At 55.1% G+C, this 22044-nt stretch carries 18 protein-coding genes and 1 riboswitch; of the genes, 9 read left to right on the top strand and 9 right to left on the bottom strand.

Features of this window, described 5'->3' with window-relative positions; genetic code table 11:
• Positions 1 to 22 precede the first annotated feature (22 nt).
• The gene (locus OGV82_RS16180; RefSeq protein ID WP_047463624.1) at positions 23 to 925 is read right to left on the bottom strand and encodes a DHHA2 domain-containing protein; all 903 of its coding nucleotides are present in this window, start codon (positions 923 to 925) and stop codon (positions 23 to 25) included.
• A 75-nt stretch (positions 926 to 1000) separates the two neighbouring features.
• A riboswitch (Fluoride riboswitch) is annotated at positions 1001 to 1073 on the bottom strand.
• A gap of 231 nt (positions 1074 to 1304) precedes the next feature.
• On the opposite strand from OGV82_RS16180, the gene OGV82_RS16175 reads away from it, so the two are divergent.
• Positions 1305 to 2228 carry a LysR substrate-binding domain-containing protein gene (locus tag OGV82_RS16175; protein ID WP_012132331.1) on the top strand — a complete coding sequence of 308 codons (924 nt, stop codon included), beginning with the start codon at positions 1305 to 1307 and terminating at the stop codon, positions 2226 to 2228.
• A 62-nt stretch (positions 2229 to 2290) separates the two neighbouring features.
• Here the strand turns inward: OGV82_RS16175 and OGV82_RS16170 are convergent, their stop codons facing one another.
• The 3 genes from OGV82_RS16170 to OGV82_RS16160 form a co-directional block, all read right to left on the bottom strand.
• Entirely contained in the window at positions 2291 to 3979 is a 1689-nt protein-coding gene (locus OGV82_RS16170; RefSeq protein WP_012132330.1) for a methyl-accepting chemotaxis protein, read from the bottom strand.
• 169 nt (positions 3980 to 4148) lie between these two features.
• Positions 4149 to 5267 carry an S-(hydroxymethyl)glutathione dehydrogenase/class III alcohol dehydrogenase gene (locus tag OGV82_RS16165; RefSeq protein ID WP_012132329.1) on the bottom strand — a complete coding sequence of 373 codons (1119 nt, stop codon included), beginning with the start codon at positions 5265 to 5267 and terminating at the stop codon, positions 4149 to 4151.
• 32 nt (positions 5268 to 5299) lie between these two features.
• On the bottom strand, positions 5300 to 5575 hold the full coding sequence (locus OGV82_RS16160) for a metal/formaldehyde-sensitive transcriptional repressor (RefSeq protein WP_012132328.1): 276 nt from the start codon (positions 5573 to 5575) through the stop codon (positions 5300 to 5302).
• 335 nt (positions 5576 to 5910) lie between these two features.
• Here OGV82_RS16160 and OGV82_RS16155 point away from each other — a divergent pair, with 335 nt between their 5' ends.
• Together OGV82_RS16155 and OGV82_RS16150 are read left to right on the top strand one after the other, a co-directional pair.
• Positions 5911 to 6201 carry a hypothetical protein gene (locus tag OGV82_RS16155; RefSeq protein WP_052194494.1) on the top strand — a complete coding sequence of 97 codons (291 nt, stop codon included), beginning with the start codon at positions 5911 to 5913 and terminating at the stop codon, positions 6199 to 6201.
• Between the two features lie 9 nt (positions 6202 to 6210).
• Entirely contained in the window at positions 6211 to 6567 is a 357-nt protein-coding gene (locus tag OGV82_RS16150; RefSeq protein ID WP_047463621.1) for a hypothetical protein, read from the top strand.
• Positions 6568 to 6745: 178 nt separating this feature from the next.
• Here the strand turns inward: OGV82_RS16150 and cybB are convergent, their stop codons facing one another.
• On the bottom strand, positions 6746 to 7276 hold the full coding sequence (gene cybB, locus OGV82_RS16145; RefSeq protein ID WP_047463619.1) for a cytochrome b561: 531 nt from the start codon (positions 7274 to 7276) through the stop codon (positions 6746 to 6748).
• A gap of 190 nt (positions 7277 to 7466) precedes the next feature.
• Here cybB and gap point away from each other — a divergent pair, with 190 nt between their 5' ends.
• Both gap and OGV82_RS16135 read left to right on the top strand, forming a co-directional pair.
• Positions 7467 to 8468, top strand: a complete 1002-nt coding sequence (gap, locus tag OGV82_RS16140) for a type I glyceraldehyde-3-phosphate dehydrogenase (RefSeq protein ID WP_047463617.1) — start codon at positions 7467 to 7469, stop codon at positions 8466 to 8468.
• Positions 8469 to 8600: 132 nt separating this feature from the next.
• A complete protein-coding gene (locus OGV82_RS16135) occupies positions 8601 to 9527 on the top strand; it encodes an alpha/beta hydrolase (protein ID WP_047463615.1) in 927 nt (308 codons plus the stop codon).
• 39 nt (positions 9528 to 9566) lie between these two features.
• Here the strand turns inward: OGV82_RS16135 and aldA are convergent, their stop codons facing one another.
• Positions 9567 to 11006, bottom strand: coding sequence for an aldehyde dehydrogenase (aldA, locus tag OGV82_RS16130; protein ID WP_047463614.1), 1440 nt, complete (start codon positions 11004 to 11006; stop codon positions 9567 to 9569).
• A 204-nt stretch (positions 11007 to 11210) separates the two neighbouring features.
• Entirely contained in the window at positions 11211 to 12011 is an 801-nt protein-coding gene (locus OGV82_RS16125; protein WP_047463612.1) for a YdcF family protein, read from the bottom strand.
• A 270-nt stretch (positions 12012 to 12281) separates the two neighbouring features.
• Between OGV82_RS16125 and OGV82_RS16120 the strand changes: the two genes are divergently transcribed.
• From OGV82_RS16120 to OGV82_RS16110, 3 genes are read left to right on the top strand one after another with little or no spacing between them, the layout of a single operon-like run.
• Positions 12282 to 13934, top strand: coding sequence for an MFS transporter (locus tag OGV82_RS16120; RefSeq protein WP_047463611.1), 1653 nt, complete (start codon positions 12282 to 12284; stop codon positions 13932 to 13934).
• Positions 13935 to 13975: 41 nt separating this feature from the next.
• Positions 13976 to 15058 carry an HlyD family secretion protein gene (locus OGV82_RS16115; RefSeq protein WP_047463610.1) on the top strand — a complete coding sequence of 361 codons (1083 nt, stop codon included), beginning with the start codon at positions 13976 to 13978 and terminating at the stop codon, positions 15056 to 15058.
• The gene (locus OGV82_RS16110; RefSeq protein WP_047463608.1) at positions 15055 to 16431 is read left to right on the top strand and encodes an efflux transporter outer membrane subunit; all 1377 of its coding nucleotides are present in this window, start codon (positions 15055 to 15057) and stop codon (positions 16429 to 16431) included. The genes OGV82_RS16115 and OGV82_RS16110 overlap by 4 nt, the downstream gene beginning before the upstream one ends.
• A gap of 2 nt (positions 16432 to 16433) precedes the next feature.
• On the opposite strand, the gene OGV82_RS16105 is transcribed toward OGV82_RS16110, so the two are convergent.
• Entirely contained in the window at positions 16434 to 17069 is a 636-nt protein-coding gene (locus OGV82_RS16105) for a LysE family translocator (protein WP_047464083.1), read from the bottom strand.
• A gap of 128 nt (positions 17070 to 17197) precedes the next feature.
• Here OGV82_RS16105 and OGV82_RS16100 point away from each other — a divergent pair, with 128 nt between their 5' ends.
• A complete protein-coding gene (locus OGV82_RS16100; RefSeq protein WP_047463606.1) occupies positions 17198 to 18103 on the top strand; it encodes a LysR family transcriptional regulator in 906 nt (301 codons plus the stop codon).
• Positions 18104 to 18111: 8 nt separating this feature from the next.
• Here OGV82_RS16100 and hrpA read toward each other — a convergent pair whose 3' ends face one another.
• Positions 18112 to 22014 carry an ATP-dependent RNA helicase HrpA gene (hrpA, locus tag OGV82_RS16095; RefSeq protein ID WP_047463604.1) on the bottom strand — a complete coding sequence of 1301 codons (3903 nt, stop codon included), beginning with the start codon at positions 22012 to 22014 and terminating at the stop codon, positions 18112 to 18114.
• Between the last annotated feature and the right edge of the window lie 30 nt (positions 22015 to 22044).

Below are 22044 nucleotides of genomic sequence, written 5' to 3'. Positions count from 1 at the left end.
GAAGAATTTACAAAGTGTGATCTCACCTGTGCGGATTCAGGTGATGTTCCAGCCAGGGGAGCATCTGTTTCTTACGGCTCAGCATCCCTTCCACCTCGCAGGGGTGCGGGACGTCCGGCTGGGCATCTCCGGCAAACCAGAGGCGGGAATAACCGAGATTGATATCCGTGAGCATCAGAACAACCAGCGCCGCGTCTGCCCCGGCAGCATAGCGCGCCATTTCCTCACGCAGGTCGTCCATCATCGCATCAACCTGCTCCAGCGCATACAGCTCAAGCTGCGCCACGCAAACCCGCTGCCCGTGGACAGTAAAGGTTTTCATGTCCTTCTGAAGAAGCTGGCTGGCGTTCATCCCTTCCACGCTGGTTTTCGCGTACAGAAGATCGCGGCTAAAGCGTTCAAGAGACAAACCGGCGAGCTGGCTGAGCGATTCCACCGCAAGGCGGTCATCCGGGGTCGTTGTCGGCGAACGAAGCGTGACAGTGTCACTCAGAACGGCGCCCAGTAATAACGTCGCTTCTGCGGATGAAAGCTGTTTTCGAATGGCATCCGTCATCAGTTGCCACAGTAATGTCGCGCTACTGCCAACAGGTTTTACCCACACTTCCGGCGGCAGTCGGGTGATCAACCCGCCTAAGCGGTGATGGTCAATAATGCCAACAACGTTACTCTGCGCTAAAGAATCCGGCCCCTGGGCTGGTTCGGTAAAATCAACCAGCCAGACGTCCCGATCGGTGAGCGGAACGCTTAATCGTTCAGGAATGGGCAACCCCGCCTGCGCAAAAATAAACTGCGTCTCACGGTTGGCTTCCCCCGTGCGGAACGCCACTGCCTCCTGCCCGCGTAACGTCAGCCAGCGCGCCGTCATCATGGCCGTACAGATAGCATCGCTATCAGGATTGAGGTGACCAATTACATATATCATTGTTGTTTCCTGTTGGAAAAAGCATGAGGAACCGGAAGAGTATTGACCAGCCCGACACGCTCCTGGTGATAAAGAGTCATATCAGGCGTCATCAGCCTACTGAAACGAGGCGGTTGGAATAAGGTGGAACGCCATCACCCTGCACTGGATTGTGAACCCGCTTGATGTCTCTTTCAAGTATGAACTCACGTTATGACCTGTCGCTTTCTGCGTCACGCATTGTCATTATTCTCACATCACTGTGAATCGTACAAAACATAAGCAAAACAAACTTCCTGTAAAAAAAAATGAGTTAGATGTTAATAATATTTTGCTATCAGGTTATCAAAAACCAATAACTTTACTTGTCACCGGCACCGCTCTGTTTTTAACATCGCTTATGGAAAAAAATAGCTTGTTTAGTCAGCGCATCCGTTTGCGCCATCTTCATACTTTTGTAGCTGTCGCCCAACAAGGAACACTGGGGCGCGCGGCTGAAACCCTTAACCTGAGTCAACCTGCACTCTCTAAAACGCTTAACGAGCTGGAGCAACTGACCGGAACCCGCCTTTTTGAGCGCGGTCGCCTCGGCGCGCAGTTAACGCTGCCCGGCGAACAGTTCCTCACCCATGCGGTAAAAGTGCTTGATGCGCTTAATACCGCGGGCCAGGCGTTGAATCGCAAAGAAAGCCTCAATAATGATGTGGTGCGCATTGGCGCATTGCCCACCGCCGCGTTGGGTATCCTTCCGGCCGTTATTGGTCAGTTCCATAAGCAGCAAAAAGAGACGACGTTACAGGTCGCCACCATGAATAACCCGATGCTGCTCGCTGGCTTAAAAACGGGGGAAATCGACCTCGGTATTGGCCGGATGTCCGACCCGGAATTGATGAGCGGTCTGAATTACGAGCTGCTGTTTCTGGAGTCGCTGAAGCTGGTTGTGCGCCCTAATCACCCGCTGTTACAGGAAACCGTCACCTTAAGCCGTGTGATGGAATGGCCGGTGGTTGTGTCGCCCAAAGGCACCGCTCCCCGGCAGAATGCGGAAGGTCTGCTACAAAGTCAGGGCTGCAAAATGCCCGTTGGCTGCATCGAAACGCTGTCGGCCTCGCTGTCTCGCCAGCTTACCGTTGATTATGACTACGTCTGGTTTGTCCCTTCAGGCGCGGTGAAAGAAGATCTGCGCCAGGCTACGCTGGTATCACTGCCGATTCCCACCCTGGGCGCTGGCGAACCGATTGGCATCCTCACCCGCGTGGACACGCCGCTTTCTCCCGGCGCACAGGCGCTGATCGCCGCTATCCGCAAATCCATGCCGCACTGAATGCGCCCTCAAATAAATGCCGGATAAGACGCGTTAGCGTCGTTACCCGGCAATATTAAGGCTTAAAACGTTTCCCAGTTATCACCGCTGGTTGTTACCGGCTGCGGTGATGAACTGGCGACGACGTCCACAGACGGCGCGCGTTTAATCGCACTTCCCCCCTGCAAACGAAATGCCCCGACCGCTTCGGTTAAGCGAGCGGCCTGCTCTTCCAGAGACGCGGCGGCGGCAGAGGCCTCTTCGACCAGCGAGGCGTTTTGCTGCGTGACCTTATCCATCTCGGAAATCGCCTGGCTCACCTGCACAATCCCACGGCTCTGCTCATCAGAGGCTGCGGCGATCTCCAGCATAATGTCCGTTACGCGTCGCACGGCATCGACAATATCATTCATGGTGTTGCCTGCTGCGACGACTTCCCCGGAGCCCTGGTCAATCAGTCTGACCGATTCGCTGATCAGCCCTTCAATTTCCTTCGCCGCCTGCGCACTGCGGCTTGCCAGCGTGCGCACTTCACTGGCGACTACGGCGAAGCCACGCCCTTGTTCACCCGCTCGCGCCGCTTCGACCGCCGCGTTAAGCGCCAGGATATTGGTCTGGAAAGCGATGCTGTTGATGACGGCGGTGATCTCGGAAATTTTCTTCGAGCTATTGGAGATATTGCCCATTGTTTTCACGACGCCAGACACCATCTGACCGCCGTGACTGGCTTTGCCGGAGGCGTCTTCCGCCAGTTTGCTGGCATGGTGCGCGTTGTCCGCATTTTGTTTCACCGTGGCCGTGAGCTCTTCCATGCTGGCTGCGGTCTGTTCAATTGCTGCGGCCTGCTCTTCCGTACGCGATGACAAATCGGTATTGCCGGCGGAAATCTCACTGGTGCCGCGATAAATCTCTTCCGCCCCCTGACGTACCGTTCCCACCGTTTGCCCCAGAGAGGACTGCATCTTCTGGAGATGGCGGCTTAAGCGACCGATTTCGCTGCGTCCGGTTGGATCATCCGGCATGGTGAGATCGCCTGCGGCAATCTGTTCAATACGCTGCGCAGCACGTTGCAGAGGGTTGATTACCGTCCGGCGGAGCGCGATAAACGTCAGTAGCGTAAGCACCAGCGCCAGCGCGAACGCCCCAATCATGAACATCAATCCCAGTTGGCTGCGCTGATGCGCCTGGTCGCTAAGCTGATTCGCGCGCGCCGTGCGTAGCTCAATCGCCTTGAGCAATACGGTGTTATACGCGGTATCGAGCGGTCTGGCCTGTTCGTTTTCATGGTTGATAATCGCCTCGAACATGCCGTTTCTGGCGTATTTCAACATAGGTTGCAGGCCATCAATATAGGCTTTGAAGCGGGTATTCAGCTCCGCATCCAGCGCCTCGTCCGCCGGTGTTTTTACCGCCCGCGCCATAAAGACGTTAAAGCCTTCCTGCGACTGCTTAATCCGCTTCTCCGCCTCAGCGATATTGGCTTTCATGTCATCCATTTCAGCAATGCGGCTCGCCGCGCCTGCATGGATCATATTGATACGCGCGGTACGCAGATGGTTAGAACTGTTGGATAAGCCCATCCGCACCTGAATTTCGTCCGTCACATCCCGCTGGTCACGATCTGCCTGTAGCAGGAAGTACCCCGCCAGCCCGGAACTAAGTGCGAACAGAAGAAGGATGCCACCGAGAATGGAGGAAAACAGCGGAACCAGCCGAATATGATGCAGAAAACCCAGCTTATGCGGTGCTTGCATCGTTGATGTGTTGTCCATGACCGTCGACTCTCTTGTAGGTTATTGCGTATAAAACACGCCCGTTAGATAGTCATCGGCATTCCAGGAAGTTTGCTTACGGTGAAAATCGGAATGTTTGTCACATTTTCACAACATTTATTCCTGAAAATTCAGGAAAGTGCCAGCGGCAGACCCGCTGGCATGTGAATCAGTTATCACCGAAATGGATAACGGTGCGAATGGACTTGCCCTGATGCATTAAATCAAAGGCATCGTTGATTTGATCAAGCGGCAAGCGATGGGTAATGAACGGATCCAGACGAATTTTCCCCGCCATCGCCTCTTCCACCATGCCTGGCAGTTGGCTACGCCCTTTCACACCGCCAAAAGCGGAACCGCGCCAGACGCGCCCGGTAACAAGCTGGAACGGACGGGTTTTAATTTCCTGGCCTGCGCCAGCCACGCCGATGATGATGCTCTCGCCCCAGCCTTTGTGGCAGCATTCCAGCGCTGCGCGCATCACATTGACGTTACCGATACATTCAAAACTGAAATCGACGCCGCCATCGGTCAGCTCAACAATCACATCCTGGATGGGTTTGTCATAGTCATTCGGATTAATGAAATCGGTCGCGCCCATTTCTTCCGCCAGTTTGAATTTCTCCGGGTTGGTGTCAACCGCCAGAATACGCCCGGCTTTCGCCTGCACCGCTCCCTGAATCACCGCCAGGCCGATACCGCCCAGGCCAAAGACCGCAACGCTATCCCCTTCTTTTACTTTTGCCGTGTTGTGTACCGCGCCAATCCCTGTGGTGACGCCGCACCCCAGCAGACAGACTTTATCCAGCGGCGCCTGCGGATTGACTTTCGCCAGGGAAATTTCAGCACAAACGGTATATTCACTGAATGTGCTGGTGCCCATATAGTGATAGACAGGTTCGCCGTTGTAAGAAAAACGGGTGGTGCCATCCGGCATCAGCCCTTTACCCTGCGTGGCGCGCACCGCCTGACACAGGTTGGTTTTGCCGGATTTACAGAACTTACACTCGCCGCATTCTGCGGTGTACAGCGGAATAACATGATCGCCAGGCTTCAGACTGGTGACGCCTTCGCCAACGTCAACCACCACGCCACCGCCTTCGTGACCCAGAACCGCCGGGAACACGCCTTCCGGGTCGTCGCCGGAGAGCGTAAACGCATCCGTATGGCAAACGCCGGTATGGGTAATTTTGACCAGCACTTCGCCTTTTTGCGGCGGCGCGACGTCAATTTCAACAATCTTTAACGGCTGGCCGGGGCCAAATGCAACTGCTGCACGTGATTTCATTTGTCTCTTCCCATTATTGTGAGGTGATCTGTTTATTTTAGATAAGCGCGCAGAAGGTGGCCGATTTCAGCCATGCGCACGGCGCGTTGATCCGGCGTGGTGTCGCCGCTGACCAGTTCATCTTTCAGGTGAATCTCAACCATCTCTCCCATCAGCCCGTTAGATGCGCCGCGAACGGCGGCAATCTGTTGCAGGATCGCCAGACAAGGTTCCCCTGACTCCAGCGCCCGTTCCAGCGCGTCAACCTGCCCGCGGATACGGCGAACCCGAGTGAGAATACGTTTTTTATCTTCAGGTGAATGCGGCATACGCCCTCCATACTATAGGGGGGTATAGTAACAAATTTCATATATCATTGTAAGTAACCTGTTTTTATATTTATTCGTTAGTTATCTGTCTTATCTATCGTTTTTTCTTTCACCGTTGATTGACTCTCTCCAGGTCTGCTGATAAATGTAGTAGCAGAGTTTTTGTATATACAAAAAGTGCAATTCAAAATCCATTGATGTAAAATCCCGCACCCATTCAAAATGGAAATGATTGATGAAATAAGCGTATTTTGTACTTCGGCGCCCTTGAAATGGTCTAAAATAGCTATATATTTGTATATACAGCAGGGATCACAGCATAAGGAACCGAGGTGATGAGGCTGAATATTTCACCAGCCATCAGGCAGAAGCTGGCAAACAAACAACCCCCCGTTAACGAAGACGACATCCTTCAATGTTTTTCTAACCGAACGGGAGGGTTTCTTGAAGATACTCGCGAGGACCACCAAAGCGATCCTCCTACAAAATGGTTCATCGCCGAAACCGACTACGGCGTAAAGCTGAAAATTGTATTCATCCATCGTAAGGGAAAAGGCATATACATCCGTACAGCCTACGCTCCTAACGCTGAAGAAATTCGTATTTATGATAAACATGGGAAATAAGGTCGACTTATGAGCAAAACCGTTGATAAACGAACAGCTACCGCCGGTATGATTGCGTCCAGTGATGATGCATGGGATTCCCGCGAGCTTGGTTCCAGCGAAGCTCACGTCAAAGTGTCAGACGACCTGTCTGAAATGGACATCAATGACGCACTGGAGTTACACCCTATCTCTATCAGACTAAATAAGTCTCTGATAGAAGATCTCAAAATGATTGCCGACTTGCATGGGTTAGGTTATCAGCCATTAATCCGTCAGGTTCTGACACGGTTCGCTGATTGTGAGAAAAAACGCATTTTACAAGAAGTACATTCCCGGGAGCTAAAGAAGCAGAACAGGGAACCAAAGTCTAAAAAAGTAGCATGAACTAAAACCCGCCTCGGCGGGTTTTTAATTATAACAGCAGCATCTCGCTATTTGTATGACAAATAGCTATACTGCCCGCTTCCGATGTAGACCCGTTTCCTTCACCTGCGTCACGGGTCTGGTTACACGCAGGTGTTTTCTAAAAGAAACCCCGCATTACGCGGGGTGGTGAGAAGAGTCAGGAACGTTTGCGCGGCATCATGCGCAATAGCGTATTGTCTTTCCAGACGTAGTGATGCATCAGCGCCGCGGCGGCATGCAAGCCAATGACAAAATACCCCAGTTTCGCCAGCGTGATATGCCAGGTTTTCAGCATATCCACCACCTCAAAATTAGCGTCTGACGCATGCGGCATCACCAGGCCGAACGCAACCCAGGGATTGCCCCGGTTATACATCATCACCAGGCCAATAATCGGCAAGACAATAAACAGCAGATAGATCACCAGATGCCCAAGATGCGCCATTCCGGTCACCATCGGCTTTGGTTTTGGCACAATGGGCGGCGCCGGGTATTTCAGTCTGACCAGCAGGCGCGTCACCATAAACACCAGGATCGTCATCCCGCACGAGACATGAACCATATTGATCCACGGACGATAGCTACGGGGCGCAAATCCCCTCAACTCCATTGCACAGTAGGTCACAATAACCAGTAAAAAGACCAGCCAGTGGATGCCAATTTGCAGGCTTGTGTACTTATTGCTCATAACACGTCCTGAGTAAAAAAATAAAGCGTCAACATAGCGAGCTTTTGTTAAAAATTCATTAACTTTTGTTCACCCAATTTCAACCAGTTACGCTTAGCCGCAAAATCTGTTATTGCCCTGGACGCCTGACTGGACTATGCCTGGTAGGGAAAAAATGTGTCGTACCGTTGCATCCTGACAGGAGAAAACCATGAGTAAAATTGGCATTAACGGCTTTGGTCGTATCGGTCGTCTGGTGTTACGTCGTCTGCTGGAAGTGAAAAGCGACATTGATGTCGTCGCCATCAATGACCTGACCTCCCCTAAAATCCTCGCGTATCTGTTGAAATATGACTCAAACTACGGCGTATTCCCCTGGAGTGTGGATTTCACCGAAGACGCGCTGATTGTGGACGGCAAGAAAATTGCGGTTTACGCAGAAAAAGAGGCTAAAAATATTCCGTGGAAAACCACCGGTGCCGGGATCATTGTCGAGTGCACCGGCTTCTATACCTCAGCCGAGAAGTCCAAAGCGCACCTCGACGCTGGCGCTAAAAAAGTGCTGATTTCCGCCCCGGCTGGCGATATGAAAACCATTGTCTTCAACGTGAATGACGACACGCTGGATGCCAGCGACCAGATTGTTTCTGTCGCATCCTGCACCACTAACTGCCTGGCGCCGATGGCGAAAGCGCTGAATGACAACTTTGGCATTCAGGTTGGCACCATGACCACAATTCACGCCTACACCGGAACCCAGTCGCTGGTCGACGGGCCGCGCGGGAAGGATCTGCGCGCTTCGCGGGCGGCGGCGGAAAACATCATCCCCCACACCACCGGCGCGGCGAAAGCCATTGGTCTGGTGATTCCTGAACTGAGCGGAAAACTTAAAGGCCATGCTCAGCGCGTTCCGGTGAAAACCGGCTCTGTAACCGAGCTGGTCTCGATTCTGGAGAAAAAAGTCACTGCGGAAGAGATCAACGCGGCGCTGAAGAAAGCGACAACCCATAATCCGTCGTTTGGCTATACCGATGAAGAGATCGTCTCTTCCGATATCATCGGCTCACATTTCGGTTCGGTGTTCGATGCCACGCAAACTGAAATCAGCACAGTGGGCGATCTGCAACTGGTGAAAACCGTCGCCTGGTACGATAACGAGTACGGTTTTGTGACCCAACTTATTCGCACGCTGGATAAATTCGCCAAACTCTGACCCTCTGGCGGAGGCATTGTTCCTCCGCCGTTTTCACCATTTATCTGGTTATTCAAGACGATGTGAATCCCTTCCGATTTTCAATGGATTAACTGTGTTATAGATAACGTTTATCACTGAGTGAGCACAGTCATGGACGTATTCAGCCGCGAAACCTTAGAAGAAATGATGGCGCAAGCCGTCTCCCGCTCAGCCACATTTACCCTCTGGCCTGATGGCGAAGCCCCCGGAGCGAAAAACAGCGATGCTGTTTTTACGCCAGAACCGCGGCATACCGGTACATCCATCTTCGATCGCGCCGTCACGGGTGTCCGATCTCCTGAAATCACCGTTTACGCGCCAGATAAACCCAACGGCGTGGGGCTTCTCGTGACGCCAGGCGGTTCCTACCGGCGCGTCGTGCTGGACAAAGAAGGCAGCGCGCTGGCGCCCTTTTTTAATGCGCGTGGTTATACCCTGTTCGTGATGACCTACCGGATGCCCGGAGATGGCCATGATGAAGGGGCAAACGCGCCGCTGGCGGATGTGCAGCGCGCGATGCGCTATCTTCGCGCCAATGCGCAAGCGTGGAAGATCGACCCGGAACGCATCGGGGTGCTGGGTTTTTCTGCCGGTGCGCATGTCGCCGCCAGTCTGGGAACGCGCTTTGCTGAACCCGCCTGTCCCCCCATCGACAGCCTGGATAAAATCAACGCCCGCCCTGCTTTTATGGCGCTGGTCTATCCGGTCATCACCATGCGTGACGACATTCATCATCCCGGCTCACGCCTTGAGCTGATGGGCGCGGAACCTGACGATGAACAGATTCGCCACTACTCGCTTGAGGAACGCGTGGATGCCGCTACGCCGCCCACATTTCTGCTGCATGCCATCGACGATCCGGCGGTAAAGGTGGAAAACAGCCTGGTATTTTTTAACGCGCTGCGCCGTTCTGGCGTAGCGGTGGAAATGCATCTGTTTGAGCGAGGAAAACACGGGTTTGGCATTCGTGATACGCAGGGATTGCCGGTCGCGGTCTGGCCGGAACTGATGATGAACTGGATTGCGACCAAAGTGTGACCGCCATTAACAGGCCGGGGAAAACCCCGGCCTGTTACATCAGGACTGCAAATAGACCACCTGCGTTTGCAGATACTCGTTCAGACCGTGTTTGCCATCCGCCCCGCCAATACCTGACTTGCGCCAGCCAGCATGGAATCCCTGCATCGCCTCAAAGTTTTCGCGATTGATGTAGGTCTCGCCGAATTTCAGCCCGCCGATCGCCTTCATCGCAACATTCAGGTTTTGCGTATATACAGACGATGTCAGACCGTAATCGCTGTCGTTCGCCATCTCCAGCGCCTCTTCCAGCGTATCAAACGCCACAACCGGCAGCACGGGGCCAAATGTCTCCTCATGCATGATGGTCATCTCCTGGCGAACGTCCAGCAGCAGCGTCGGTGGATAATAATAACCTTTGCCCTCCACGGCCTTGCCGCCCAACGCCACGCGAGCGCCCTCCTGTACAGCGCGCGCCACTTTCTGCTCTACCCGCTCCAGCGCGGCAGCGTTAATCAGCGGCCCCATTGCGATGTCATCACGCTGTGCCGGATCGCCAAACTGAACCGCTTTCATCGCCTCGCCCAGACGATTCACAAAGCGATCGTAAATCCCTTTTTGTACATAAACGCGCTCAGCACAGTTACAGACCTGCCCGGTGTTGATCACTCTGGAATCCACAATCGCTTTCACGGCCAGTTCAAGATCCGCATCGTCCATCACGATTGCCGGGGCTTTCCCGCCCAGTTCCAGGCAAACTTTAGTGATGTTTTTCGCTGCCGCCGCCATAATTTTCTCGCCGGCGACCACGCTGCCAGTCATGCTCACCATCGCGACTTTCGGGTTCCCCGCCAGCTCCTGCCCAACTGTTTCACCGCGTCCCAGCACCAGGTTGAATACGCCTTTCGGTAAGCCGATGTCATGCACGATCTGCGCGAAAGCAATGGCATTGTTTGGCGTAAATTCGCTGGGTTTAATGACGATGGTATTCCCGGTCAACAACGCCGGAGCGAGCTTACGGGCAATCAAAAAGAACGGAAAGTTCCACGGCAGAATCCCGGTGGTGACGCCCAGCGCGCGTTTAAAGACCAGAATATTTTCTCCGGGGCGGTCGCTTTGCAGGATCTCGCCTTCATAACGGCGCGCCCACTCGGCCATATATTCGATGTAGTCGGCGGTGAACGCGACTTCTACCTGCGCCAGCTGCTGGATTTTTCCGCCTTCCGCGACAATCAGCGCACTGATCTCTTCTGCCCGCTCACGAATCCCTGCCGCGATCTTTCTCAGCCACCCCGCGCGTTCAATCGCAGGCAGCGCCTCCCATTCCGGCTGAGCGCGCGCAGCGGCGTCAATGGCCTGACGCGCCTCTTGCGCGCCGCCATCAGGAATACGGGAGAGCAGTTCTTCGGTGGCAGGATTCACCACATCAATCCATGCGTCTCCCTGCCAGCTAACAAATTGACCATTGATATACATCGGGTGTTGTACGGGTGCGGACATGCGCTGCTCCTGTAATTGAATTGTTCTTAACAAGTAAAATCATTGTTAAGTAATAACAATCACATGTTCTCAGGGGCGTCTGCGGTGCTGGTTTTGTGATGTGCTTCATAAAAGCAGCCAGGAAGGTTCTGTCAGAGAGGCGATATCGGGGAGAGAGTTTGCCCGTTTGAGCGTAAATTTCCGCAAACGGGCAAGAAAGTAACATTAACGCAACGAACGACTGTTCATGGTCTCAATCAGGTCAGCGTCATTTTGCAGCGTCTGCCACGCCGCCTCAACGTCAGCGGGAATATCAACGTGCACAATAAAGTCGCGGCCACGCGGCCCGTAGCCGGTTTCATCATCCCGTAAGCGCGGAAGTTCTCCCGCAATCAGGGAGAGATAGCGATCCACGGACCACAACCCCTTCTGTTCTCCGGCAAAATCCACGCCGTCATCGTGCTGGCACAGCGTCGGGACAATACCCGGATAGCTCAACCAGCGGGGCGAATCGGGATCGTCGCAGGTGACGCGGCGGAACGTCGCCATCGTCCGACGTTGCATTGTCGGGTCCTGTACGATAATGGCGGTGTTAATGGGCGCCGATACCTGGCCAATCAGGGCGCAGCTAAACTGCGCGTTCTCACCGCAGTTTGTTGATTTGTCTTCTGGCCAAATTTTCTCCGTCGGGATCTGCCAGAACTGATGAGCGATATCCGCGAGGATTTTGGCTTCCGTACGCCCGGTGGTGCGTATGGTGTTGTAGCGCGGGTGCCCGGCGATGGCGGCATAGAGAAACGTGGTGGAATGGCCGATGCCGCCGCTGATCAACAGCGGGATCTGCTGCGCTTTCGCTATGTTGCAGGCGGCGTCTATCGCCGGGATGACGGCATTCCCCGCCAGCACAACGCAGTCAGCCTGATACGGCGCGTCACCAGAGAAGTCATTTTGGGCCAGCCAATGCCCCAGCGTATTCGCTGCTTCCAGCGTTGCACTGGATAATGCCGGAAACGGTCTCATTCTCATGGTTCTTCCTCCTGTGTTCCTTGCAGAGTACCGGAGTGGCTTCTGGTGAGTACCAGATCACTCCGAAAGACGATCCGCTGATTATCCTGTGGTGCGAGGGTGAGATAAAGCGTTGATGTCAAACAACGTTCAATGAGCGAAAATCCCGGCTTAACGGCAATGAATATTTGATTTACCGGGCGTTTTCATATTCACTTGAATTATGGTTTACGTCAGACGTAGAATCATTAGCCCGCTAACCATTAAAATAATACAAAGGTATACGACGTTATGCGCCTGCCCCAACGCGATCCTTATGCTCCTCGCGAGTGGCAGCCTCACGAAAAGCCCGCGCTGTTAGGCTCACCTTCGACTCCCATTCACAGCACGCCGAAACGCATCGCCTACGGCGTGGTCGGCCTGCTGGTGTGTCTGACCGGCGCCCTCGGGAACGCGGTCGTGACCGCGAATCTGCAAAATTTACAGGGCACCTTTGCTGCCTGGTCGACGGAGATCGCCTGGTTGCCTGCCGTTTATGTCATGACCAATGTCTCAATTAACCTGCTGCTGGTGAAATTTCGCCAGCAGTTTGGTCTGCGGGCATTTACCGAAGGTTTTCTGGTGCTGTATGTGCTGGTCACCTTTTTTCACCTCTTCGTCAACGATCTGAGTTCCGCGCTAATGGTACGCGCGGCGCACGGTATGGTCGCCGCCGCGCTCAGTTCGCTGGGTATTTATTATCAGATACAGGCCTGGCCTGCGAAACACCGTCTGAAAGCGTTAACGATCGGTATTACCGGGTCGTCGCTGGCTATTCCCCTCGCCCGGTTGTTCTCTACCGAACTGCTGCAACTGGATGAGTGGCGCGGCCTGTACTTCTTTGAGCTGGGACTGGCGCTGGTTTCGCTGGGCTGCGTCATCGCCTTAAAACTGCCTCCCGGCGACAGACGTAAGGTTTTTGAAAAGAAAGACTTTATTACTTTTATTCTGCTCGCGCCCGGCATGGCGCTGGTTTGTGCCGTGCTGTCGCTGGGGCGACTGGACTGGTGGTTTGAAGCGCCTTGGATTGGCTGGTCTCTGGCGCTGGCGACGGTACTCATCATCAGCGCAATTGTGTTCGAGCATAACCGCAGCAATCCGCTGTTGAATACGCGCTGGCTCTCCAGCGGCAGTATTCTCCGCCTGGGGCTGATTATGTTGCTGATCCGCATTGTGCTGGCGGAGCAAAACACCGGCGTAATTGGCTGGCTGCAATACGCTGGCTTACAGAATGAGCAAATGACGCATCTGGCCTGGTCAATTTTCGCTGGCATTGTGTGCGGCATCATCACCAGTTGCCTGACGATTAAACCGACGCGGCTGGCCTGGCCCGTGATTACGTCGCTGGCATTGATGATCGTCGCCTCGCTGCTCGACAGCCACTCCACAAACCTGACGCGCCCCGACCAGTTAATGGTCAGCCAATTCTTACTCGGCTTTGGCAGCGCGTTCTTCCTTGCCCCGGCAATGCTGGCGGGTATCGGCGGCGTCATCGCCGATCCGCGCAATCTGGTCAGTTTTTCCGTCTTATTTGGGATGAGTCAGAACATCGGCGGTCTGCTGGGCTCCGCCATTCTCGGCACTTTCCAGACCTGGCGTGAAAAATATCACTCCAGCCTGCTGGCCGATCAGCTCACCACGCTAAATCCGCTGGTGAATGAGCGTCTACAGATGTACAGCCAGATGTACAAAAACCTGATTGGCGACAGCGCATTGCTGAACACCCAGGCGATCGCCCAGCTACAAACCGTTACGTCGCTTGAGGCAAATATCCTCGCCTATAACGATACTTATTTACTGACGGCCAGCATTGCCGCCGCTACGCTAATCTGGATTTTATGGCGCTTGCTGCGACTGCGTATTACCGCCCGGATGGCGCTGAAAAAAGCCACCGGAACCAAGTAACAGATGAAAATTATGTTTATCGCTTTACCTCAGGAGCAGCTATGAGTCAGCAGGATGCCGCCAAAGAGCAGGCAAATACCCGAAACAATCTCCGTGTGGTGTCAATTTTTGCCGCTGCCGCCATTGGCCTTGTCGGGGTTCTGGTGATCCTTTACGCCTGGCAATTACCGCCGTTTACCCGCCATACGCAATTTACGGATAACGCCTATGTGCGTGGACAAACCACCTTTATTAGCCCGCAGGTGAATGGATATATCACGCAGGTGAATGTGCAGGACTTTGTGCAGGTGAAAAAAGGCGAACTGCTGATGCAGATCGACGACCGTATTTATCGCCAGCGTGTCCATCAGGCCGAAGCGCAGCTGGCCATGAAAATCGCCGCGTTAAATAACAACCTGCAACAGCGTAAAAGCGCCGAAGCCGTGATTGCGCGCAATGAAGCGGTACTGAAGAACGCCAAAGCGCAAAGTCTGAAGACTCAGGCAGATTTGAAACGCGTGAAAGATCTCACCGCCGACGGTTCACTGTCGATTCGTGAACGCGACGCGGCGCTGGCCAGCGCCGCGCAAGGCAGCGCGGATATCGACCAGGCGAAAGCCACGCTGGAGATGTCACGACAGGATTTACAAACGGTGATCGTCAACCGGGGAGCGCTGGAAGCCGACGTTGAAAATGCCCGCGCAGCGTTAGAGCTGGCGCAGATCGATTTGCAAAATACCCGCATTGTCGCGCCGCGCGACGGCCAGCTTGGGCAGATTGCCGTCCGCCTCGGCGCGTACGTCACCGCCGGAACGCACCTCACCACGCTGGTGCCGCCGCAGCACTGGGTTATCGCCAATATTAAAGAGACGCAACTGGCGGAGCTGCGCGTGGGTCAGCCGGTACGGTTTACCGTCGATGCGCTGAATGATCGGGCTTATGAAGGCCGGGTGGAGAGCATTTCTCCGGCAACCGGCGTGGAGTTCAGCGCCATTACGCCGGATAACGCTACCGGCAACTTTGTCAAAATCGCCCAGCGCATTCCGGTTCGGGTGGAGGTGCTGGGTAAACCGGAGGAGATTGCGCGATTGCGTCCGGGCATGTCGGTGCAGGTACATATCGATACCCGGGAGGCGAAACAATGACGCGCCGTCCCGTTGCCGCTTTGCTGTTCGCCCTGCTGCTCAGTGGCTGTCAGTCGGTTGATGTGGCACCCGCAAAACCGTCTTTGCAAATCCCCGCCGCCTGGCGAACCGCCACCGGCCCCGCCAGCGCAACAGAACAGGTATGGTGGAGAAATTTTCACGACAGTCATCTGAATCGTTATGTCGATCAGGCGCTGCAAAATAACAGTGACGTGCTGATTGCCCGCGAACGGGTAAATGAATACCAGGCCAGGGTCTATGCCGCCGAAGGCAGCCTGTTCCCTTCGCTGGATGCGGGCGTTAGCGGAGCGCGGGCGCGAACGCAGTCTGCGGCAACCGGACTTCCGATCTACAGCACGTTGTATAAGGGCAGCCTGACGGCAAGCTACGATGTCGATATCTGGGGCGTTAATCGCAGCACCGCCAGTGCAGCGCGGGCCTCGCTGGCGGCGCAAAAAGCGGCGGCCGCCGCCGCCGATCTAACCGTTGCCTCGTCCGTTGCGTCCGGTTATGTCACGCTGCTGGCGCTGGATGAGCAGCTCAACGTGACAAAATCGACGCTGAAATCGCGTGAAGAAGCCTGGAATCTGGCAAAACGGCAATATGAAACAGGCTACAGCTCGCGCCTGGAATTGATGCAGTCGGATTCTGAGCTTCGCTCTACGCGCGCGCAAATTCCCCTGCTTGAGCACCAAATCGCACAACAGGAAAACGCGCTGAGTCTTCTGCTGGGCAGCAACCCGACGCGCCTGGCCCGTAGCGACCGTTTTGATGCGCTGACGCCCTTAACGTTTCCGTCACAGTTGCCCTCTTCGTTGCTCAACCGCCGTCCTGATGTTGTGCAGGCCGAGAGACAGCTTATTGCGGCTGATGCGACGCTTGCCGCCTCTCGCGCCAGCCTGCTGCCGTCGATCAACCTGACGGCGACCGGATCGGTGCAGGATCGCACGCTCCCCGGTCTGCTTGACGACCCGCTCCGCTTATGGAGTATCGGCGGCAGCATTCTCGCCCCTCTGCTTAACCGTCAGGCATTGAATGCGCAGGTCGATATTTCCCAGTCCCAGCGTAATCAGGCGCTGTACAGTTATGAAAAAACCGTGCGTAACGCCTTCAGAGAGGTAAACGATAGCCTCGACGCCATCACCCGCTATCAGGAACAGCTCAGTGAATTACAGGCGCAGCAGGATGTGGCGCAGGAAACATTGCGCATCGCCCAGAATCGCTATCGCAATGGCTATTCGTCTTATCTGGATGTACTGGACGCCCAGCGCACGCTGTTCTCAGTGCAAACCAATGTGGTGCAGGTGAAAAACAATCTGCTGCTGGCACAGATTGATCTCTACAAAGCGCTGGGCGGCGGCTGGTCAGTCTGACGTCATCCGTACGGCAAGTGGTGAATGATTTCGTGGACGTTATAGACCAGGCCAGACAGCGATATCACCAGCAAAAACAGCGATGACGCCAGCCCAATACGCCGGCTGTGATGCGGTGACAACCAGTTATTGATGAGCAGGATGTACAGCGATAAAACAGCAAAATCAAAAATGATCCACACCACCGTCAGCGTCATAATGCTGGCGGCGAAGTTCTGCGTCACCGCAATAAACTGAGGGAAGAAAGCGACAAAGAAAAGGATGTCTTTCGGATTTGAAATGCCGGTAATGAATCCCCGGATCACCCCGCCGTCGCCCGCAGCGACCGTGTTTTCTTGCGCATTTGCCTGCGGATTCCCCGCCCGCAGGCTGATTAACGCGCCGTAGCCGATATACAACGACCCTGCGATCCCCAGCAAAGACAGAAACAAACCGGAGATCGACACCACCCCGGCCAGCATCAGCGCCGCCAGGATAATCAGCACCAGAGAGGCGCTGTTCGTTCCGATCACGGTCGCAAAGGCTTTACGCGCGCCGTGCCGGGCCGCCGTTCCGGTTACCAGCGCAACCACCGGGCCGGGCGTGACCAGCAACAGTAAAACCGATAAACTATACGCACTCAGCAATGTCAGATTAATCAACGCCTTTTCTCCTTCATAACGCACACAGGCCCGGAAACTCCCGGCATTATTCAGCGAGCGATGACGTTTGAAAAACGAATAAAACTGCTATTTAATGTGAGTAAAACTCACAATAGCGTATCGCCATGACTCTGCCGCCACTGTATGCCCTGCGCGCTTTTGAAGCCGCCGCCCGCCTCGGATCATTCAGCAAAGCCGCTGACGCGCTGAACGTCACTCCGGGCGCGATCAGCAGACATATCCGTACCCTGGAGACAACGTTTGACTGCCCGCTGTTTCACCGCAACGGCCCGCAGGTTGAGGTAACGGAAGCGGGACGCGTGCTGGCGGAGCAGCTGGCCGCAGGCTTTCGGACGCTGGAAAACGCCTGCTCCGCGTTTCGCAACCAGCAGCACGGTCTGCGCTTAAAGGCACCCTCAACCCTGACAATGGGCTGGTTGCTGGACGTGCTGAACAGCGTACATCAGCAGGAGCCCTCGCTTAACGTGGAGCTTTCCAGCGTCTGGATGGACACCGATACGGTGGATTTCAATCGCGAACCCTTTCACTGCGCCATCCTGTTAGGCAACGGTCATTTTGGTTTCGGCACGCAAAGCAGGCAGCTTTTTAAAGAGTGGCTGATCCCGATATGCGCCCCCGCGCTGCTTGAACAGGTACGAGAAAACATTGCCGACTGCGAGCTTATTCACCCTTCGCCAGACCGGCGCGACTGGACGCGATGGCTGGCACGCAGCGGTAAATTTAACGGGCTGAATACCCGTCGGGGAAAAGTGTTCGACACGCTGGAACAGGGAAATCAGGCGGCGATAAGGGGGCATGGCGTCTCCGTGGGCGATCTGCTGCTCAGTCTGGAGGCGGTAAAAAGCGGTCTGCTCGCCCTTCCGTTCAATGAAGCGGTGGCAACCGGAGAAGGCTACTATCTGGTCTGGCCGCAAGATACGGCATTTGAAAAAGACATTGCGCTGCTTTATGACAGGCTAAAGCGCGCCGTGCCGCAGGAGATACCCGAAGGTATCTCCTGCCTGAGCTGAGCACGGAGCTACAGGCTGATTTGCTCCATCGCCTGTAAAATGCGCTTATCGGAGATCGGGTACGGCGTGCCGAGCTGTTGTGCAAAGTAGCTGACGCGCAGCTCCTCAATCATCCAGCGGATTTCTTTGACGTCGTCGTCATCACGGCGGGCTGGCGGCAGCTTGTTAATCCACTGCTGCCAGGCCTGCTGCACGCTTTCGATTTTCAGCATCTGCGCCCTGTCACGGTGCGGATCAACCGCCAGTTTCTCCAGCCGTTTTTCAATCGCCTGCAAATAGCGCAGCGTATCGCCGAGGCGCTTAAAGCCGTTGCCGGTGACAAAACCGCGATACACCAGCCCGCCCATTTGCGCTTTGATATCAGACAGCCCCAGCGCCATCGTCATATCCACGCGTCCTTTCAGACGTTTGTTGATCGTGAACACGGCGGTCAGGATCTGCTCGACCTGCTTCGCGATATCGACAACGGTGTCGTTCAGCTCAGCACGCACCTTCTCATGCAGCGCGGCAAAAGCCTCTTCCGTCCATACCGGGCCGCCATTGGCGTCGATCAGTTTATCCACGCCGCAGGAGATGCAGTCGTCAATCAACTCCAGCACCTTGCCATACGGGTTGAAGTACAGACCGAGCTTGGCTTTATTCGGCAGTTTTTCGTGCAGATACTTAATCGGCGACGGAATATTCAGCAGCAGCAAGCGGCGTAAACCGCACCACATTGCCTGTTGCTGCTCCAGCGGATTGTCGAACAGCCTGATGGCGACGCTATCACGCTCATCGACCAGCGCAGGCCACGCCTTCACTTTGTAATTGCCGCGTTTCTGCTCATAGCTTTCCGGCAGCTGACCGAAACTCCAGATGTGCAGCCCACTCTGCTCGATGCCGTCATCAGCCACCGCCGAGAGTGTTTCCTGGACTTTCCCTTTCAGCGCCTCTTTCAGCCCCTGCAAAGCGCGCCCTTCCTGCAACTTCTTGTTTTTGTCATCCACCACGCGGAAGGTGATCTTCAGATGATCGGGCACCTGATCCCAGTGCCAGTCTTCGCGATCTACCGTCACGCCGGTCATCCGCCGCAATTCACGCTCCAGCGCATCCAGCAACGGTAGCTCCAGCGGCGTTACGCGACCTAAAAACGCTTCGGCATAGTTCGGCGCCGGAACAAAGTTCCGTCGTACCGGTTTCGGCAGCGATTTAATCAGCGCAATCACCAGCTCTCGGCGCAGACCTGGAATTTGCCATTCAAACCCGGACTCTTCCACCTGGTTTAACAACGGAAGCGGGATATGGACGGTGACGCCGTCGGCGTCGGCGCCCGGTTCAAACTGATAGCTCAGCCGCAGCTTAAGATTTCCCTGGTGCCAGAAGTTCGGGTAATCCAGCTTGCTGATTTTTTCCGCGCCCTCTTTGATGAGCATACTCTTTTCAAAGTTGAGCAGATCCGGCGTTTCACGGCTGACTTTTTTCCACCAGTTGTCGAAGTGGCGCGCGGAGATCACGTCATGACTGATGCGCTGGTCGTAGAACTCAAACAGCGTCTCATCATCGACCAGAATGTCGCGGCGACGCGATTTGTGCTCCAGCTCTTCCACTTCCGCACGCAGCTTCAGGTTGTCGCGGAAGAAGGCGTGGCGCGTCTGCCAGTCGCCCTCTACCAGCGCATGACGAATAAACAACTCGCGACACAGCGCCGGGTCGATCTGGCTGTAATTCACCTTGCGCGCGGCCACTATCGGCAGACCGTACACGGTCACTTTCTCCGTCGCCATCACCGCGCCCTGCGCCCGTTCCCAGTGCGGTTCGCTGTAAGAACGCTTAATCAGATGCTGGGCAACCGGTTCCACCCACTCGGGATCGATGCGCGCCGCAATGCGCCCCCACAGGCGGCTGGTTTCCACCAGTTCTGCGACCATCGCCCACTTCGGCGGCTTCTTGAACAAACCGGAACCCGGGAAGATGGAGAAACGGGCGTTACGCGCGCCGGTATACTCCTGCTTGTCGGCATCTTTCATCCCGATATGCGACAGCAGCCCGGTCAGCAGCGCGATATGCACTTCACGGTATTGCGCCGGTTCGCTGTTTACCGGAATACCCAGCTCTTTCACCACCTGGCGCAATTGGGTGTAGATATCCTGCCATTCGCGCACGCGCAGATAGTTCAGGTAATCGGTGCGGCACAGGCGGCGGAACTGGTTCGACGACAGCGCTTTCTGCTGCTCGCCGAGGTAATTCCACAGATTCACAAAGGCGAGGAAGTCAGACTCTTTATCGTGGAAACGACGGTGCTTCTCATCGGACGCCTGCTGTTTATCCATCGGGCGCTCACGCGGGTCCTGAATAGACAGCGCGGAGGTGATGATCATCGCCTCACGCACGCAGCCGTGTTTCTGCGCTTCCAGCACCATCCGCGCCAGACGCGGGTCTACCGGCAGCTGCGACAACTGGCGTCCTGAAGGCGTCAGTTTATAAGCCGTTTGCTGCTCATCGGTCGTAATCGCCCCAAGCTCTTCCAGCAAACGCACGCCGTCCTGAATGTTGCGTTTATCCGGCGCTTCAACAAACGGGAATGCGGCGATATCGCCCAGCCCCAGCGCCGTCATTTGCAAAATAACCGAAGCCAGGTTGGTACGCAGAATCTCCGGGTCGGTAAATTCCGGGCGCGACAGGAAGTCATCTTCCGAATACAGGCGGATGCAGATCCCTTCCGACACACGTCCACAGCGGCCTTTACGCTGGTTAGCGGAAGCCTGTGAAACCGGTTCAATCGGCAGTCGCTGCACTTTGGTGCGGTAGCTGTAGCGACTGATGCGCGCGGTGCCGGGATCGATAACGTACTTAATGCCCGGTACAGTCAGCGAGGTTTCCGCCACGTTAGTCGCCAGCACGATGCGACGTCCGCTGTGCGACTGGAACACGCGGTTCTGCTCGCTGTTAGAGAGGCGTGCATACAGCGGCAATACTTCGGTATGGCGCAAATTGAGTTTATTGAGCGCATCGGCGGTATCGCGGATTTCACGCTCGCCGCTCATAAAGATCAGGATATCGCCGGGACTTTCACGCCCCAGTTCATCCACCGCGTCAAAAATCGCCTGAAGCTGATCGCGCTCGGTATCGTCCGCTTCTTCGACAATCGGACGATAGCGCACTTCAACCGGGTACGTTCTGCCGGAAACTTCAATGATCGGCGCATTGTTAAAATGACGCGAGAAGCGCTCCGGGTCGATGGTCGCGGAGGTGATGATGATTTTCAAATCCGGGCGACGCGGCAACAGCTCTTTCAGGTAGCCAAGCAGAAAGTCGATATTCAGGCTGCGCTCGTGCGCTTCATCAATGATGATGGTGTCGTACTGCATCAGCAGCCTGTCCTGCTGGATTTCCGCCAGCAGAATACCGTCCGTCATCAGCTTGACCATCGTGTTGTCGCTGACGTGATCGCTGAAACGGACTTTATAACCGATGCAGCCGCCCGGTTCCGTTTGCAACTCTTCGGCAATACGGTTGGCAACGGTTCGCGCCGCCAGACGACGCGGCTGCGTATGGCCGATCAGCCCTTTAATACCGCGCCCCAGCTCCATACAAATTTTCGGCAATTGCGTGGTTTTACCAGAGCCGGTCTCCCCCGCCACAATCACCACCTGGTGGTCGCGAACGGCCTCCAGGATGGCCTGTTTTTTCTGGCTGACAGGCAGGTTTTCTGGATACGTTATTTCCGGTCTGGCGGCTTCGCGCAGCACAATTTTACCTGCTGCCTGTTCAATCTCTTTCGCCATCTCCAGGAGAATGGCCTGTTGTGCATCAGGTTTTTTAACCTTCTTCACGCCATGCAGACGGCGGGCAAAGCGCTGCCTGTCACGCAGCATCAGCGTATCCAGCTGTTGCTGAAGTGCGGCGAAGGTGATTTTCTGTTGTTCTGTCATAGCATTAGAGGGCAGTGCTCTGCCGGGTAA

It is taken from the genome of Citrobacter sp. CK191 (assembly GCF_030333435.1).
Lineage (GTDB): Bacteria > Pseudomonadota > Gammaproteobacteria > Enterobacterales > Enterobacteriaceae > Citrobacter_B > Citrobacter_B koseri.
This window is presented reverse-complemented; position numbering and strand designations above follow the sequence as displayed.